Source organism: Paenibacillus radicis (ex Xue et al. 2023), from assembly GCF_024722015.1.
Taxonomy (GTDB): Bacteria; Bacillota; Bacilli; order Paenibacillales; family NBRC-103111; genus Paenibacillus_S.
In genome coordinates, this window is record NZ_JANQBD010000003.1 from 307,239 (window position 1) to 324,866 (window position 17,628).

18 protein-coding genes are annotated in these 17,628 nt (G+C 42.9%); all 18 read right to left on the reverse strand.

Going from position 1 to position 17,628, the window contains the following annotated elements:
* Positions 1 to 7 precede the first annotated feature (7 nt).
* Positions 8 to 853: a flagellar hook-basal body complex protein gene (locus NV381_RS06275; protein WP_258212411.1), complete on the reverse strand. Its 846-nt coding sequence runs from the start codon at positions 851 to 853 to the stop codon at positions 8 to 10.
* A gap of 87 nt (positions 854 to 940) precedes the next feature.
* On the reverse strand, positions 941 to 1,318 hold the full coding sequence (locus tag NV381_RS06280; protein WP_258212412.1) for a TIGR02530 family flagellar biosynthesis protein: 378 nt from the start codon (positions 1,316 to 1,318) through the stop codon (positions 941 to 943).
* A complete protein-coding gene (locus tag NV381_RS06285; protein WP_258212413.1) occupies positions 1,315 to 1,773 on the reverse strand; it encodes a flagellar hook capping FlgD N-terminal domain-containing protein in 459 nt (152 codons plus the stop codon). Before NV381_RS06285 ends, NV381_RS06280 begins: the two co-directional genes overlap by 4 nt.
* A gap of 40 nt (positions 1,774 to 1,813) precedes the next feature.
* Entirely contained in the window at positions 1,814 to 3,376 is a 1,563-nt protein-coding gene (locus tag NV381_RS06290; RefSeq protein WP_258212414.1) for a flagellar hook-length control protein FliK, read from the reverse strand.
* 25 nt (positions 3,377 to 3,401) lie between these two features.
* Positions 3,402 to 4,325, reverse strand: coding sequence for a MotE family protein (locus NV381_RS06295; protein ID WP_258212415.1), 924 nt, complete (start codon positions 4,323 to 4,325; stop codon positions 3,402 to 3,404).
* A gap of 28 nt (positions 4,326 to 4,353) precedes the next feature.
* Positions 4,354 to 4,794 carry a flagellar export protein FliJ gene (fliJ, locus tag NV381_RS06300; RefSeq protein WP_258212416.1) on the reverse strand — a complete coding sequence of 147 codons (441 nt, stop codon included), beginning with the start codon at positions 4,792 to 4,794 and terminating at the stop codon, positions 4,354 to 4,356.
* Between the two features lie 16 nt (positions 4,795 to 4,810).
* Complete coding sequence (fliI, locus tag NV381_RS06305; protein ID WP_258212417.1) at positions 4,811 to 6,133, reverse strand: flagellar protein export ATPase FliI; 1,323 nt, start codon at positions 6,131 to 6,133, stop codon at positions 4,811 to 4,813.
* Positions 6,134 to 6,952 (reverse strand): FliH/SctL family protein, encoded by an 819-nt coding sequence (locus NV381_RS06310; protein WP_258212418.1) that lies wholly within the window; start codon positions 6,950 to 6,952, stop codon positions 6,134 to 6,136.
* Complete coding sequence (gene fliG, locus NV381_RS06315) at positions 6,945 to 7,961, reverse strand: flagellar motor switch protein FliG (RefSeq protein ID WP_258212419.1); 1,017 nt, start codon at positions 7,959 to 7,961, stop codon at positions 6,945 to 6,947. Before fliG ends, NV381_RS06310 begins: the two co-directional genes overlap by 8 nt.
* 14 nt (positions 7,962 to 7,975) lie before the next feature.
* Complete coding sequence (fliF, locus tag NV381_RS06320; RefSeq protein ID WP_258212420.1) at positions 7,976 to 9,565, reverse strand: flagellar basal-body MS-ring/collar protein FliF; 1,590 nt, start codon at positions 9,563 to 9,565, stop codon at positions 7,976 to 7,978.
* Between the two features lie 45 nt (positions 9,566 to 9,610).
* The gene (gene fliE / locus NV381_RS06325) at positions 9,611 to 9,913 is read right to left on the reverse strand and encodes a flagellar hook-basal body complex protein FliE (protein WP_258212421.1); all 303 of its coding nucleotides are present in this window, start codon (positions 9,911 to 9,913) and stop codon (positions 9,611 to 9,613) included.
* 26 nt (positions 9,914 to 9,939) lie between these two features.
* Positions 9,940 to 10,386 carry a flagellar basal body rod protein FlgC gene (gene flgC, locus NV381_RS06330; RefSeq protein ID WP_258212422.1) on the reverse strand — a complete coding sequence of 149 codons (447 nt, stop codon included), beginning with the start codon at positions 10,384 to 10,386 and terminating at the stop codon, positions 9,940 to 9,942.
* A 6-nt stretch (positions 10,387 to 10,392) separates the two neighbouring features.
* The gene (gene flgB / locus NV381_RS06335; protein ID WP_258212423.1) at positions 10,393 to 10,791 is read right to left on the reverse strand and encodes a flagellar basal body rod protein FlgB; all 399 of its coding nucleotides are present in this window, start codon (positions 10,789 to 10,791) and stop codon (positions 10,393 to 10,395) included.
* Between the two features lie 228 nt (positions 10,792 to 11,019).
* Complete coding sequence (codY, locus tag NV381_RS06340; RefSeq protein WP_258212424.1) at positions 11,020 to 11,793, reverse strand: GTP-sensing pleiotropic transcriptional regulator CodY; 774 nt, start codon at positions 11,791 to 11,793, stop codon at positions 11,020 to 11,022.
* Positions 11,794 to 11,999: 206 nt separating this feature from the next.
* Positions 12,000 to 13,385 carry an ATP-dependent protease ATPase subunit HslU gene (gene hslU / locus NV381_RS06345; RefSeq protein WP_258212496.1) on the reverse strand — a complete coding sequence of 462 codons (1,386 nt, stop codon included), beginning with the start codon at positions 13,383 to 13,385 and terminating at the stop codon, positions 12,000 to 12,002.
* A gap of 25 nt (positions 13,386 to 13,410) precedes the next feature.
* A complete protein-coding gene (gene hslV, locus NV381_RS06350; protein WP_258212425.1) occupies positions 13,411 to 13,956 on the reverse strand; it encodes an ATP-dependent protease subunit HslV in 546 nt (181 codons plus the stop codon).
* 229 nt (positions 13,957 to 14,185) lie between these two features.
* Complete coding sequence (trmFO, locus tag NV381_RS06355; protein WP_258212426.1) at positions 14,186 to 15,514, reverse strand: FADH(2)-oxidizing methylenetetrahydrofolate--tRNA-(uracil(54)-C(5))-methyltransferase TrmFO; 1,329 nt, start codon at positions 15,512 to 15,514, stop codon at positions 14,186 to 14,188.
* Between the two features lie 20 nt (positions 15,515 to 15,534).
* Positions 15,535 to 17,619 (reverse strand): type I DNA topoisomerase, encoded by a 2,085-nt coding sequence (topA, locus tag NV381_RS06360; protein ID WP_258212427.1) that lies wholly within the window; start codon positions 17,617 to 17,619, stop codon positions 15,535 to 15,537.
* Between the last annotated feature and the right edge of the window lie 9 nt (positions 17,620 to 17,628).

A 17,628-nucleotide genomic window follows, 5' to 3' on the forward strand; every position in this document is an offset into this window, starting at 1 on the left:
ATTTCTATTATTGTTTCAAATTAACAACTTCTTGCAAGATTTGGTCAGAAGTAGTAATAATCCGTGAGTTAGCTTGGAAAGCACGTTGAGCCACAATCATTTCTGTAAATTCACCTGTCAAATCAACATTGGACATTTCCAGTTGGCCTGCGACGATTGCTCCTGTTCCGTTAACCGGATCATTAGCTGTAAGAATCGCTCCGGAAACAGGTGCTCCTGCATCATTGGAGTTTGGAGATTGACGGTATAAATTACCTCCAACCTTTTCCAGACCAGAAGGATTAGAAACCTTACCAATACCGATAAAGACACCCGAGCTAGTAGTCGTTCCAGTGCTATCAACCGTAATGATCTCACCTGAATTGGAGATGGAATAAGCAGTTACAGGTCCGCCAGCTCCCAAATTGTCCAGATCGATGATTGCATTATCCGAGCTAAGAACAAACATACCATCTGAGGTAACAAGCTGATTGTTGGCGTCAAATGAAAAGTTCCCTGCGCGAGTCAAGAAAGGTTCGCCTGTACCAGGAGTATCACTAACAAGGAAGAACCCATCCCCGTCTAATCGCAAGTCGGTCGGTACATTTGTAGTCATTGCACTACCTGGTGTATGGATAGTGTCAATAGAACTGATCGACACACCAAGACCGATTTGCTTTGAGTTGACTCCACCTTTGGTTCCATCTACAGAGGGAGTAACACCTGCAACCGTTTGGCTAAGAATATCCTTAAACATAACGCGTCCGGCTTTAAAACCAACTGTGTTAACGTTGGCGATATTATTACCGATCACATCCAATTTGGTTTGAAACCCTCTCATACCGGAAACTCCAGAGTATAGAGATCTTAACATAGAATGTTGCCTCCCATTGAGTTATATGATTAGGTTGCTTCGGTCGATCCACAACCAGGGGCTTCCTTAAAAGGTCCGGCCCTACTGTTACGAAATAATGACCGCACTGTCAATTTGAGTGAACAAGTTATCTTTCATCGACGCTTCATCAAGCGCGGTTACTACAGTCCTGTTCTTAATATTCACAATAAGTGCGGTATCGTTGATCAGCATTAGAGAATCCTTGGCGCCTTTGGACGCGGCTTTATCAATAGCAGATTGAATTTTGGCCAATTGCTCGGGCTGAAACTCGATCCCTCTCTGACGCAGCCTCTGCTCTGCATGATGACTAAAACGGACCAACTCATTTTGCAGTACATTCTGAAACGTTCCTTCCTTAGCCGGGGCTGGAGCATCGTTTCTCTTTAACTGCTGAGTTCTTAAACTTCCTGGATATAGCTGGCCTACAGAAATCCGTTCGGTCATGGCTTAACCTCCGAATTGGCAATTTCTGTGATTCGATTCAAACCGATTTGCTCACCATCAATCACAGCATATTGCCCATCAGCCTTCACTACGATCGAACTAACAATTCCTTTTTTAATAATTGGGTTATTGCTGTCACTTGTAACATTAGTCCAGGAAATTTCTTTTCCGATCAAGCCGGAGGCAAATCCCAAAGTTTGACGGAGATTCTTCATCTCGGTATTCATATTGGTTAACTGCTCAACAGACGTAAATTGAGCCATTTGTGCAATAAATTCTTTATCCTGGAGAGGCTCCATAGGATCTTGATTTTTAAGCTGAGTCATCAGAATTTTCAAAAACTCATCCTTGCCCAGCTTGCCAGCATCCTCTTTTTTTACAGTACCTGAATTTTGGATGTTCGTCTTAGAGTAATAAGGATACACATTCCTGGTACTTACTATTGAATCAGACATTTGTTCACCTCCTAATCATTCGTAAAAGCCGAGTTAGGGCTTATGCCGTAGTATCGATAGAAGTTTGTCCAAGACGATTTGAAACCGGTGCAGTTTTTGCAGCTGCCTGAGCCAATTCTTCATCCAAGGATAAAGCTTTATTCGTGCCGTTACCCTTTTGCTGCTTATTGGACTGCTGGGATTGCTGCTGCCGTTGTTCCTGGAACATCCCGGATTGGAAGGATTGGCTTTGTGTTACTTCCAGCTTGTCTACCTGAATGCCCTGACTTTGCAATGTAGCTCTGAGTTGACTCAATTGACTTTCCAGCATTTCTTTGCCAGTCAAGCTGTCAGCCATAAACTGTGCAATCAATTGACCGTTGTGGATCGTCAGCTTCACATCTACTTGACCCAAGTGCTGCGGGTATAAGGAAAGCTTCGCTTCTGTAATCCCATCCGCTCTTGCATCCAGTGTAAAAGCTTTAACAAAATCAGTCATATCTTCCGTAAAGCTATGCGAGTGCATCAGCAATACCGGGGTCTTCGTTAATTGTTCTCCGCTTTGAACCTGCTTCAGAAATTCATGCATAGGCATGACACTGTTGTCAGCAGTTGTATCAACTACCATTTCCTGCAACGGCTCAAATAATGGTGCATCATTTACCACTTCTTCTACCGTTGTCTTGGGAGGCAATACTCTAGCTGCCAGAAATTCCAATTTAGGATTAACAGCCGTTACATTCACTTGAAAAGTGGTATCTCTTTTAATTGGATTGGTAACAGTCGATACTCCTGATGACCGATCATTCGTTTGATTAGGGAATAGCTGTGTAGCTACTTCACTGTCCGTAACCGAATCCTTTGAATTATCACTAACAGCAGGAGCGGCAACTAATGGCGCTAATACTTGCTGAAGATCAGCTACTATTTTTTGCAATGTATTCCCGGTCAAAAGATTGGAATTCTGGTCACGGTTTGATTGCAAAAGATTTTTAAAGCTTTCCAGCAATTTATGTGCTTCAGCTTTGGTAACAGGCTTCAAATCGGTAACCGGTACTGTCTGAGCAGTTTCATTGTCAGTAGACGATGTCTCCAAAGGAACAAACAGCAACGGATTCAACCTAGAATTCTGAGCATTCCCATTGGAAGGCTGAACCGCTTCATTAACTGTAGCTTCACCCGTCTCATTTGTTTGAGTTGGAGTCACGCTTAAAGCAATTGGGGTTTGGAGCTGTAAAAGTGCTTGAATTTGTGCGAGCCAAGCTTGCACACCAGGATCATCCATAAAGGCTGAAGCAAAATCAGTATCAGAGTCCATGAGGTTAATAAGATCATCCAATTGCTTCAAAGAATCTCCCAAGCCCTGTTCCGGTAACACGGTTGAATCTTCTTTTAGAGCAGCCATTAACTGAGCCAGCACATTTAAACCAACTAACGAGATTTGTGAGTCCCCTTGACTCACATCAGCTTCACCAGCCAGCATGCTGTTCAAAGTTGCAGAGAAGCCTGTCTTGGCTTGACCGGATAATACGGGTGCTGCAGATGTACTTCCGTTAGCGTTGTTCGAAGCATTCGATGAGGCCGAAGCTGTTGGATTCACTGATACTTGCGCTTGAATTTCCATTTTTATTTTTCACCTCCTTTCGATATTATTGTGCTAGACGAGTTGAGATAAGTGCCGCAGTTTCTTTAGATAGCTCTGAAATAGCCGTAATAATTTTTGAACGCCCTGCACTATCCATAGAGCTTAAAATAGAGATCACCTTCTCGGGATTGGTGTTTTGTATCTCCAGAAGTACGGATGCAGCGCTTTTGGGAGTCATGTTGGAGAAGGTAGCTCCAAGATCGTCCTTGCTGAGCTTTTGACTGGCATTTGGATCTGGAGTCGATACCTGCTTTAATCGTTCCTGAAGAGCAGCGATTTGCTTGTCCTTTGTTGTTGTGAGATCCTTCAACAAAATCGAGGCGTCAGCAGCCTTTTTAGGATTCATCTTCTCAAGAACCTTTACGCGATCATCTACTTTCATCATGCTAAGAACGAGCACCATCTCGGCCGTAGTTAAATTTTCCATGATGGGTGCTGCTTTGGAAGGCGACATTTTCGCATACATGGAAGATAGCTGTTGAATTTTTTCGGTATATTCGTCATCATTTTGTGTTTTTGATTTCATTTGCTCTTCCAAAGTACTGTTTTTAAGCTGAAGCTCTTTGATGGTTTGGTCCCTCTGTTGAACAAGAGTATCTGTTTTCTTCAGCTCCTGATCTTTTTGCTCCAGTTTCGAATTGAGTGCTTGAGCCGTTTCTTCCGCTGCAGGGGCCGAAGCCGCCTGTTGCTGCGCCGTCTTATCGGATGGCTTAGACTCAGCTGATTTATCTTTCGGAGCGGGGAGAACTGTATTAACTATCGGTATCTTGTTAGCTGCACGCAGAACATTATTCATTACATCGTAATCAAATATAGTCAACAACACGCCCAGCAGTACGGCAGTGAATACAAAAGGGATCAAGAACCAAATTAAAAACCGTTCCATTGCGCCATACGAGGAGTTATTCTCAACATCCACATCTGCCACAAAACTCACCTCCTTGTACGTTTAAGCTCTATGACAATCTCCGAAACCGGGTGGTTGCCATTTCATCTAGCTGCTCTTGTTCTTTCTTAAGGGCCGTTGCAGTGAAACGCTGCTGAGCTCTATCTTTGGCTTTGCACCAAATTTTTTCTTCCAGCATTTTACCATTCAGTACCTCCTGCTTGGTAAGCATTACCTGCTGTGCTTGCTGAAGGTCTTTGTTCTTAGTTACAATTTTCTGATCGATGTGATCAACAAATTGCTGCAGCATCAATATTTGTGAGATTGTCGCTTTATTCGAAGAAACAGTATGTAATTGATCATGAAGATCATCTTTTTCCGTATGCAGCTCTGTCAAAGATGACTCCTCTTCCCTTACCCTGCCTATAGCTTCGGAGAGCATCCACTCCGCTTGTGTTTTCTCATTTGTTTTTAGATCAACAATTTTCTGAAAAGCATAACGGAATCTCATAATTTGTTCTCATCCCTCATCCTTTTTGGAATTCTTGGATTAATCTTTCCCGTGCATCACTATAAGTCATCTTATCTGTCACTCTTTGCTTCGTGTAATCCCAAATTGATTGAATGTATTCCAAGGAAAGATCAATTTCAGGATTCGAACCTTTTTGATACGCCCCTATATTTATAAGATCTTCCGAATCTTTATAGACAGATAATAATCGTTTCAATTGTTCTGCAGCGAGCAAATGTTCAGAGGATACAATTTCCTTCATTACACGACTTACACTGGACAGTACATCAATTGCTGGATAGTGACCGCGATTCGCAATACTCCGGTCCAGAACAATATGGCCGTCCAATATACCTCGTACTGCGTCTGCAATTGGCTCATTCATGTCATCGCCATCCACTAGTACGGTATAGAACGCGGTAATGGAACCCTTAGGCCCAGTGCCTGAGCGTTCCAAAAGCTTAGGAAGCATGGCAAAGACTGAAGGGGTATATCCTCGTGTCGCAGGAGGCTCACCTACAGCTAGTCCAACTTCACGTTGTGCCATAGCGAAACGAGTTACCGAGTCCATCATCATCATCACATTAAGTCCACGATCCCTGAAATACTCTGCAATGCTGGTAGCGATCAAGGCTCCCTTAATACGAATCAATGCAGGTTGATCAGATGTGGCAACAATAACGACAGATCTTGCAAGGCCCTCCGGACCCAGATCACGTTCTATGAAGTCAAGTACTTCGCGGCCACGTTCACCGATTAGAGCGATAACATTTACATCAGCCGAGGTATTTCTAGCGATCATACCCATAAGTGTACTTTTACCAACGCCTGAGCCTGCAAAGATACCAACCCGCTGACCTTTGCCGATTGTAAGCAGTCCGTCAATGCATCGTACTCCTACACTAATTGGCTCCAATACACGCGGCCTCTTCAATGGATTGCCGGGCGCATTGTTTGTTGAATATTGAGTCATTCTAGAAGGAAGAAACGTACCATCCAACGGCTGTCCCAGGCCATCTAAAACTTTACCAAGCAGCTCATGGCCAACCTGTACGGTAAGAGGCTTCCCTGTTCCTACGACATCGCAGCCAGGCCCAATCGCATGAAGCTCTCCCAATGGCATAAGCAACACTTTGTTATTTTTAAAGCCTACAACTTCCGCCTTAAGCGGCTGATTGGATTTAAGTGGATATATGTAACATACATCGCCAATGCTTGCATCAGGACCCTCAGATTCAACTGTCAGCCCTATGACTTGTGTGACCTTTCCATTAACACGGATTGGGTCTATCTGTCTAAGATGCTCAATGTATTTGGAAGCATTCGGTATTTGACTCATCTAGTTTCCCTCATTTCTGACGGCTAGATGCTGCAAAGCATTTTTGATTTCCTTAAGCTGTGTATCAATTCTCGCGTCTATGCTTCCAAATGATGAACGGACCACACAGCCTTGATCGTGAACCGAAGGATCGGGAATAATTTGCAGCTCCGCTTGAGAATCGATGTGCAGCAGCAGTTCTTCCCTTGCATCTTGAATATTAGAGAAATGAACAGGAGCTACACAAAGTGTAATAATCCCTTTCTCTCTTCTTCTCGATAGCACCTTTTGAACAAGTTCAACGATCCATTCCGATTCAATAGTTAGCTGACGTTCTACGATTTTTTCTGCAATCGAGCAGCTTAATTCTATGAGGAACGGCTCAGACTCCTGAATGATCTGCTGCTTCAAAATATAAGCCTGATCCAATATCTGGGAAGCTTCCTGAAGCATTCCATCGTATTGTTCGCGAAGCTCCGCTTCTGATTGCTTAAGTCCGTCTTGATAGCCCTGTTGGAAGCCTTCATCTTTAAGTTGATTTTGCAGGTCCAGATCCCGCTGTCTTTGTTCGTTCCACCAGAGCTCTGATTCTGCTTGAACTTGCTGTCTAATTGCTGCCGCTTCTTCCATTGCTGCCTTTACCTGTTCTTCAGCAAAAGCTTCAGCGTCTTGTAATATTTGCTCTTTAATTTGTATGGCTTCATTAAGCTCTTCCAAATGCGGGTTACCGGCTTCACTTGAATCATCTTGAACTGCATTTAATTCAGGTTTAACCGCAACTTCTACGACTTTTTTATCGTCTAAAGCTATGTATTGAGTAAACTTGATGACATTAGACAATAATATCATCTCCTCCACCGCGAGCGATGATAATTTCGCCGGCCTCTTCTAGTCGCCGGATAGTGGCCACGATACGTGTTTGCGCCTCTTCAACATCACGCAAACGTACAGGACCCATGAATTCCATCTCTTCTCTGAACGTTTCAGCCATCCGCTTCGACATATTTTTAAATATCGCTTCGCGTACTTCTTCACTGGCAACTTTAAGCGCTAGCTGCAAATCTGCATTCTCAATGTCACGAATAATACGTTGAATCGAACGATTGTCAATATTGACAATATCTTCAAATACAAACATTCTTTTCTTGATTTCTTCAGCCAATTCAGGATCCTGAATTTCCAAGGAATCCAGAATGGTACGTTCTGTACCACGGTCAACACCATTCAATATTTGAACGATAGCAGCTATACCACCAGCATTTGTGTAGTCTTGTGTTACAGTCGCTGATAGCTTCTGTTCTAATACTCGTTCAACCTGGCTGATAACTTCTGGAGAAGTGCTATCCATCAATGCAATCCGCTTTGCAACGTCTGCCTGTTTCTCCTGTGGGAGCGAGGAAAGAATAATGGACGACTGTTCCGGTTGCAAGTAAGCCAATACTAGTGCGATCGTTTGTGAATTCTCATTTTGAATAAAGTTGAGAATTTGTGCAGGATCAGCTTTTCTTGCAAAGTCAAACGGCCTAACCTGCAATGTTGCTGTTAACCGATTGATAATGTCCAACGCTTTTTGGGAGCCTAGAGCTTTTTCCAATATATCCTTTGCGTAAGCAATACCACCTTGAGAGATGAACTCCTGAGCCACACATATTTGGTGAAACTCAGCCAAGATAGATTCTTTCTCAATATTATCGACTTTTCTTACATTTGCGATTTCCAAAGTTAATTGTTCGATTTCTTCATCGCGTAGATGCTTGAATATTTGAGCCGACACTTCGGGGCCTAAACTGATTAACAATATGGCTGCTTTCTGACGCCCTGTTAATCCTTGTTGCTGAACTTTTGCCAACAAAGTACACCTCTCTATTCATCTACTAGCCAAGTACGCAGCAGATTGACAAATTCTTCCGGCTTTCTTTTCGCCAATGTTTCAAGCTGTTTGCGTATTTGGTTATCGTTAGTCACATTATCAATATCAATAGTCGGAAACTCAACCGTTGCAGGTTCAGCAGCCAGTTCATTCTCAGCCTCTTGTTGGGCTTTGCGTCTACGCATAAGCATGAAACCGCCAATAACGAGGAGTGCCAATGCAAGTCCGCCTAAACCTCCGTAAATCAATAGCTGATTCGAGCTTGGAGCTTCGGTTTGCGGTCTCGCAAACGAATGTGCAAAAACGGTTACTTTTTTAGCAAGGTCTGCCTCTGCTACCGGTGGCTTGTTATCTGCCAACGCAGCTCTGACCACATTTACTAATATTTGTTGCACCGCATCCTTTGTTTCCTGTGTCAAAGAATTAGGATCGGCCGGGTTAGGTGGTTCAACTCCGACATTAATGGTTAAATCTTTAACAACGTATGGTGTTGCTACTATATCGTTAGTAATTCGGTTAACCTCATAGTTCACCGTTTTTTGAAGCTCTTCTGACTGAGATTTCCCATTGTTAGTACTGCCCGGATATCCTGGAACATCCGTTTGTCCTGTACCGGGAACACCTGCCGCTGCGGCGCCTCCGTCACTATTATAGTTTTTTTGAATTTCCTGTACAGAAATTTCCAAACCTTTTTGATCAACCGCATTCGGTGCTGTTACCAGTTGCTGCTTCGAGTTGGTTTGATCAAAATTCATAGTTGAGAAAACTTGAACGATAACCTTGTCTTTTCCAAGAATAGCACCCAGCATTTGCTGAATATTCTTTTGAATATCATTTTTGAATTGATTGTTAATTTCAAAATTCTGAGTTGCTAGATTAGCGCTTGAAACCTTGCCTTTTCCTTTAGAATACTCAAGCAGCTCACCGTTCTGATCGGAAATTGTAATATTTTCTATAGGTAAATCTTTTACGCTATGAGATACTAGATTGTACATGGTATCCACTTTGGCTTGATCCAATGTATAGCCTTGCTTCAAGTTAAGCACAACGGATGCGCTAGCCTTCGCCTTCTCAGACCCCTTGGCCAGAAACACGCTCTCTTCAGGCAAATTAATTAATACCTTTGAGCTGCCTACTGCACTGTTTGAATTAATTAATTGCTGCAGCTCACCTTGAACCGCATTTACATATTTAATGTTGAACTCTTTGTCTGTAGTCCCGAAAGTACTGCTCTGATTAAATGCACCGTAACCGACGTTACCTGTCTTATTTAATCCCTGGGATTCAACGGCAAGCTTGACATTGGCAACCTCACTTCTTGGAACACCAATGCTTTTCCCATCCTCACTAAGCTGATAAGGAATTTTAGCGCCATCCAAATAATTTTTAATCGAAGCAGCATCCGTTGGCTGCAAATTCGTATATGCCAGTGCATATTCAGTCTTTGAAAAATTGTAGCTTATTATAGCAATAGTCAATATTACAAGCACTAATGTTGAAACAAAAGTAATTTTTTGAGCTTTACTAAATTGACTCCAATATTGCTTCACACGGTTCCAATATTGGACTATATTCTCGTTCACTATTCCACCCCATCCAAAGACCGTAGCTACGACTCAACAGATCAATTACACTTGCATTCTCATAATTTCTTGATATGCATCGATTACTTTATTTCGAACTTGAACCGTCAGCTGTAAACCTAAGGAAGCTTTCTCCGTTGCGATCATTAGCTGATGCACATCCGAAATTTCACCCTTCACAAACTGATCATTGAGTTTATCAACACTTTGCTGTTGTTGATTCAGCTTATTCATAGCATCAGTCAAAAAATTTCCGAATTGATCCGTTACTTCTGAAGCGCTCAAGCTTTTAGATGCAACAGGTTGTAACACTCCTTGTAAAGGCTGCAACCCCAACTTGTCTATCATCATTAAACCTCCTCTTCACGATTCGCTTATCTTCCTATTTCCAAAGCCTTCGTCACAAGTGATTTCGAAGCATTTAAAGCGGTAACGTTAGCTTCGTATGAACGAGATGCTGAGATCATATCCACCATTTCTTTAAGCACATCAACATTTGGCATCATAATAAATCCATTCTCGTCTGCATCAGGATGCGTAGGATTGTAAACCTGCTTAAAGGGAGAAGTATCTTCAATGACCTTCGTTACTCTAACCCCTTCTCCAGCCGTTTCTGCTTGCGCATTTCTAAGCGTCTGCTGAAACGATGGCTGTTTTGCCTCAACTGTAACTAATTTTCTTTGGTATGGCATCCATTTTCCATTGACCAGCCTTGCCCTAGTCGAATCAGCGTTAGCAATGTTGGAAGAAATTACATCCATTCGAAATCGCTGTGCCGTTAATGCGGAAGAACTGATGTCAAAACCATTAGTAAGCTTCATCTAACGCTATCTCCCTTCAATGGCTGTTCTGGCTTTTTTGATTTCACTGCTGACTTGTTGAACCATGACATTATACCGAAGCTGATTCTTTGCCAATAGAGACATTTCATAGTCCATATCCACGTTGTTCAAATTATTGTTAATCGTGGACAAGCCATCTTTAACTATTTGAGCCTCTGGTTTAGCAGGACGTCCGATAACAAAATGTCTTGGGTCGGTTCTGTATCCTTGGATGGATGAACCATTTAACTCATTTTGCAGTAATTCCTCAAACTGAACTTCGGATCTTTTAAAATAAGGAGTATCCGCATTGGCAATATTATCAGCAATCACACGCTGACGAATGGTCGAGGCGTTCAAAGATCGTTCCATTTGATTAAATGCCGGTTTATTGAGTATATCCACTGGATCTCCCTGCCTTTTGTGTGATGTTTGAATGTACTATTCAACAAGTTGTTTGCATTATCCTCCTTTCTTCGACAATTTAAGCGAAAAAAATATTGATATGTAAGGAGAATTTTCTAACTTTTTTTTAGTAAATCTGGACTATATCTATATTGAATAAATAAAGAAAGAATTACAATATGAAAAAAGCCCTATATTTGTAATATAGGGCTTAGAATAAGACATTCACTATAATTTAATACTTTGGATACCTTGTATTAGTTGATCATTTAGTACTCTAATGTAGGTTCCTTTCATGCCGAGCGACCGTGTTTCAATGACTCCTGCACTCTCTAATTTACGCATGGCGTTGACAATAACCGACCTCGTAATTCCGACACGATCTGCTATTTTACTCGCTACCAGTAAACCTTCCGATCCCTCAAGCTGTTCGAAAATATGTTCTACAGCTTCTAATTCACTAAAGGATAAAGATCCAACCGCCACTTGAACTACAGCCTTGCTTCGTGCTTCAATTTCAATTTGCTCCGTCTTTTCCCTTAAAATCTCCATCGCGACGACCGTTGATCCGTATTCGGCCAGAATCAGATCGTCATCAATAAATGCACCGTCCCGCTTAGTTAATATCAATGTACCTAACCTTTCTCCACCACCTATAACAGGGACAATGGTAATGGAAATAGCTTCCTCCGGCAAATGGTCACCAAACAAATGATGATCGTTTTTGGCATCCATATTGGATGAGGTTTCCTCAACCTTCAACAACAGTTGGTTATATTCTACGGAAAATCGGTTTTCTTGCAGGATCGTTTCAAGCAACTCTGAATGCTGCTCCGTTGTTGAAACCGCCCTCCCAAGCACCTTTCCCTTACGGCTTACAACAAATATATCTGCACGCAATATATCACTTAAAACCTCTGCCATGTTCTTAAAGCTTACCGAGTTACCGGCTTCCTTTTGCAATAATTTATTTAACCTTCTAGTCTTTTCCAACAATGTCATGGTACTGCCTCCCAGTGCGACCTACGGTTTATTAAACTTTTATAAAAAATATTCGAAGCCTTTCGATGAAGCTAAAAACTTATAATTCTTATGTTATAAGAAAACCTCTATCGAGGCCTTTCAGGATGAGCGACCGCGATTCAGATGTAAGTTTTCTTGAAACATAAGAATTGTTCAGCTACGCTGAAAACTTATAAATTCTTATGTTATAAGATATATTGACTCAAGTCTCGGTTTTGCACGATATCCGAAAGCTTTTCCCTCACATACTCAGGAGTAATCATAATCTGCTCCAGCGTAATTTCAGGTGCTTCGAATGATAAATCCTCAAGCAGCTTCTCAAGGATTGTGTGCAATCGTCTTGCTCCGATGTTATCGGTATTTTGGTTTACTTCTGCTGCAATTTTCGCAATTTCCTCTATGGCTTCATCTGAAAATTGAACCTGAATGCCCTCAGTTTCCAGCAAAGCTGTATATTGCTTAGTCAAAGCATATTTAGGCTCTTTTAGAATGAGCATAAAGTCCTGCTGAGTCAGGCTGCTTAATTCCACCCGAATTGGGAATCTTCCTTGAAGCTCAGGAATTAGGTCTGAAGGCTTTGCTATATGAAAAGCTCCTGCAGCAATAAATAAAATATAATCGGTTTTCACCGGACCGTATTTCGTAATGACTGTTGAGCCCTCCACAATAGGCAGAATATCTCGCTGCACACCTTCACGGGATACATCGGGTCCACCTCCGCGGCCGGAGCTGCAAATCTTATCAATTTCATCTATAAAAATGATTCCCAGCTGCTCAGCTCGGAGGACGGCCTCTTCAATGACCTCATCCATATCCAGCAGCTTATGGGCTTCTTCTTGAATCAGCACTTTACGCGCTTCTTTAACTGGAAGCTTACGTTTCTTCAATTTCTTAGGCATCAGGCTGCCAAACAACTCCTGCATATTCATGCCGGTCTGCTCGTTGCCTTGACCCGACATCATATCGAGTACAGTAGGTGTGCTGTCCTCCACCTCAATCTCGATGATCTTCTGCTCCAGCTCGCCTTTGGCCAGCTGCTCTTTAACCTCCTGACGCCGTGTCGTCAGATAAGGGTCATTCTCCTGTTCCTGCGGTTCATTGGCAGAATTGTTACCGAACAGCATTTCTAATGGATTACGTTGAGACTTCTGCTTGGAAGGTCCTGGTACAAGCAGTGCAACAATCCGTTCGTCAGCAAGCTGAGCGGCTCTATCCTTCAACTTATCCGCCCACTCCACCTTAACCATGCGGATTGAGGTTTCCACCAAATCACGCACCATAGCTTCCACATCACGGCCGACATAGCCTACTTCCGTAAACTTGGTCGCTTCAACCTTAATAAAAGGAGCATTCACCAGCTTGGCTAGCCGTCTAGCGATTTCTGTTTTTCCAACACCGGTTGGTCCAATCATTAAAATATTTTTAGGAACGATCTCATCTCGAATTGCTTCGTCCAGTTGGCTGCGGCGGTAACGATTGCGAAGCGCAACCGCTACTGACTTCTTGGCATTTTTTTGACCGATAATATATTTATCCAGCTGGGTGACAATCTCTCTGGGTGTAAGAGCCATATGCTTCAAGAGAGTACCTCCTCATTCACTCGATTTCTTCTACTATAATATTGTGATTGGTAAACACACATATTTCGGCTGCCATTGTCAAAGCCGCTTGTGCGATTTCTTTGGCACTCATATGCGATGCATAGCGATGAAGCGCTCTTCCGGCTGATAAGGCAAAGCTCCCCCCCGAACCGATAGCAAGAATTCCATCGTCGGGTTCAATTATTTCTCCATTGCCTGAAATTAGCAGCACATTGTAAGTATCCATAACTATCATCATAGCTTCCAATCTTCTTAGAACACGATCAGACCGCCAATCCTTGGCAAGCTCTACAGCTGCACGCTGCAAATTGCCTTGATGCTCCTCAAGCTTGGCTTCGAACTTCTCAAAAAGCGTTATTGCATCTGCTACAGAGCCTGCAAAGCCTGCTATTACCTTCCCGCGGTACAGTCTTCTCACTTTTTTAGCTTGTGACTTCATTACCATACTGTTGCCGAAAGTAACCTGGCCATCCCCTGCAATAGCACCTTTGCCCTGATGCCGAATAGCAAAAATCGTTGTTGCATGAAAAGCTTGCTCCATTCCAACCTACCTCCAAAGATAGTACTCCCAAAACAAAACAGTCATTCAATAGAAAAACCTCGTTCGAGACGCACTAACAGGGCAGCCGCGATGCAGAGGTTGGATTTACATGATATATGACTATTAAAGAATAAACAGCAGCGCTCCTATCAAACCATTCAACAAAGGCTCTGCTGAATACCAATAAAAGATGTTATCAAAACAACATTATCGTAACATAATACAGCTTTTACTTACAAGTGGAATTGTATTCGTTTTGCGAAAAATTCTGAATTTTCTCAATTGCACGCAAAGCTATTTTTTCATTTTTAAGCTTCTTGTTTTTAATTTTTTCACCTAATGGCGGGAACAATCCAAAATTCGCGTTCATCGGCTGAAAATGTTTGAAATCGGCTGTCGTTATATAATGAGCCATACTTCCAAGAGTCGTATCCTCCGGAAATACTATGCATTCCTGACCCTTTGCAAAGCGCGCTGCGTTCAGTCCGGCAATTAAGCCTGATGCAGCTGATTCTACATAACCTTCTACACCTGTCATCTGACCTGCAAAAAACAGATTGTCCCGATTTACAAATTGATAAGTCGGTTTCAAAAGCTTGGGTGAATTAATAAATGTATTACGATGCATAACACCATAACGAACGAATTCTGCATTTTCCAATCCTGGTATCAATGAAAAGACCCGCTTTTGTTCTCCCCATTTCAAATGAGTTTGGAAACCTACTAAATTATATAAGGTACCTGCTGCATTGTCTTGACGAAGCTGAACCACAGCGTAAGGGAGTTCATTAGTATGGGGATTGATAAGACCTACCGGCTTCATTGGGCCGAACAGCGCCGTTTGTTTGCCCCTCTTGGACATGACTTCAATCGGCATACAGCCATCAAAATAAATTTCTTTCTCAAATTCCTTGATGGGAGCCACTTCCGCCGATACGAGCGCATCATGGAAAATATTAAATTCTTCCTCTGTCATCGGACAATTCAAATAGGCTGCTTCTCCCTTGTCGTATCGAGAAGCTAAGTATACTTTACTCATATCTATCGAGTCTTTCTCTACGATCGGTGCCGCCGCATCATAGAAATATAAATATTCCTCTCCCATAAGCTCCTTTAGATGAGAGGAAAGTGAAGGCGAGGTTAAGGGTCCGGTAGCAACAACCGTTATGCCGTCAGGCAAAGACTCCAGCTCAGCATTCCGTACTTCTATTAAAGGATGATTTCTGAGCTTGGATGTTACTTCCGCTGAAAATCCGTCACGGTCAACAGCTAATGCGCCGCCGGCAGGTACAGCATGCTTGTCCGCGGATTGAAGAATTAATGAATTCAACATCCGCATTTCTTCTTTTAATACGCCGACAGCATTGGCTAAACCATTAGAGCGCAGTGAATTGCTGCATACCAGCTCGGCAAATTGATCGGAAATATGCGCCGGTGTCTTCTTCACCGGACGCATTTCATATAAAATTACAGGCACTCCTTGACTTGCAATTTGCCATGCAGCTTCACTGCCGGCCAAGCCTGCTCCAATTACGGTAACTTTTGATGTCTCTGACAAAATCATTTCCTCCTGAATCTTTACTCTTTCTCTTGCTGTTCTTCTTTGAAATCACATTGGATGCATTGATGGAAGGTGCCGTTCTTGTTCCTCTTCTCAATCATCATAGAACCACATTTCGGACAAGGCTGCTCAACCGGCTTATCCCAGGATACAAAATCACAGCCTGGATATTGGTCGCAGCCATAAAAGATTCGTCCTTTTTTACTGCGACGCTCGATGATTTTCCCTTCCTTACAGTTCGGACAGGTAACACCGATATCTTTGACGATAGGCTTCGTGTTGCGGCAATCCGGGAAACCGGAACAGGCCAGAAACTTACCGAAACGTCCCATTTTATATACCAAATGACGTCCGCATTTTTCGCAGATTTCATCAGATACCTCATCTTGAATCTCTATCTTTTCCATTTCTTCTTCGGCAACCTCGAGCCTTTTCTCAAAAGATTCATAGAAGGTTGCAAGTACTTTGACCCAATCCTCTTTGCCTTCCTCAACCTGGTCGAGCTCGCCCTCCATTTGCGCTGTGAACTCAACGTCAAGAATTTCAGGGAAATACTCAATCATTTGCTGGATTACCAGCTCTCCAAGCTCAGTCGGAATAAATTTCTTCTCGTCGATAGCTACATAACCGCGCTTTTGAATCGTCTCCAAGGTAGGCGCATACGTACTCGGACGGCCAATTCCCATCTCTTCCAGAGCGCGAACCAACCTTGCCTCGGTATAACGCGGCGGAGGCTGAGTGAAATGCTGCTTGGGATCAATCTGCTTTTTCTTAACCTTCTCACCAGGCTTCATAGGCGGCAGCAGCTTATCTTCCTCTGTTGTACCATCGTCATTCCCTTCAACATAAACTTTCATAAAGCCAGGGAATTTCATTTTCGATCCAACTGCCCTGAATATGGAATCACCTGCTGTTATATCCACGGTCATGGTATCTAGCACTGCAGAGGACATCTGACTCGCTACAAAGCGCTCCCATACCAGCTTATACAAACGCAATTGATCGCGGCTTAAATGCTCTTTGATTTGATCTGGCTCCCGCAGCACCGAACTGGGTCGAATCGCTTCGTGAGCATCCTGTGCATTAGCCGCTTTTTTCAGATATACCCGCGGGGTCTCGGGATAATAAGCGTCACCATACTTTTGAGTGATAAACTCTTTAGCCTCTTCCTGAGCTACCGGTGAAATCCGGGTAGAGTCGGTACGCATGTAAGTAATTAAACCTACCGTCCCTTCGCTTCCCAAATCAATACCTTCATATAACTGCTGAGCAACGGACATCGTTTTGGATGCACGGAAGTTCAGCTTACGAGCGGCTTCCTGCTGCAGCGAGCTTGTGATGAACGGAGGCGAAGGATTGCGCTGCCGTTCCTTTTCTTTTACTTCATTAATAGTAAAGACCGCTTTTTCTACACCAGCTAATATTTCATTGACTTCCTGCTGGTTGCTAAGCTCCTTCTTCTCGCCTTTGAAGCTGTGAAACTTGGCTTCAAATTCTGTAGTTCCTGCCAGAAGCCTGGCCGTTATTGACCAGTATTCTTCGGGAACAAACGCTTTTATTTCATTCTCGCGGTCATAAATCAATTTAACGGCTACTGACTGTACACGTCCGGCTGATAAGCCCTTTTTAACCTTTTTCCATAATAACGGGCTTATTTTATAACCTACTAACCGGTCAAGAATACGACGCGCTTGTTGGGCGTTTACAAGATCGAGATTGATTTTACGAGGCGTTTTGAAAGCATCCTTGACAGCCTGCTTCGTTATCTCATTAAATACAACCCGACATGTCTCGGTTTCATCCAGCTCCAAATAATGAGCCAAATGCCAAGCTATTGCTTCCCCTTCGCGATCCGGGTCAGCCGCCAGATAAACTTTTTTCACTTTTTTGCGGGCATCTTTCAATTCCTTCAGTATAGAGCCTTTACCACGAATGGTTATGTATTTAGGTTCAAAATTCTTTTTTATTTCAACACCAATTTGGCTCTTCGGAAGATCGCGAATATGGCCCATCGATGCCTTGACAATAAATTTGCTGCCTAAATACTTGCCAATGGTTTTCGCTTTTGCGGGTGACTCAACAATGACTAGAGAATCTGCCATAGCCGTTCT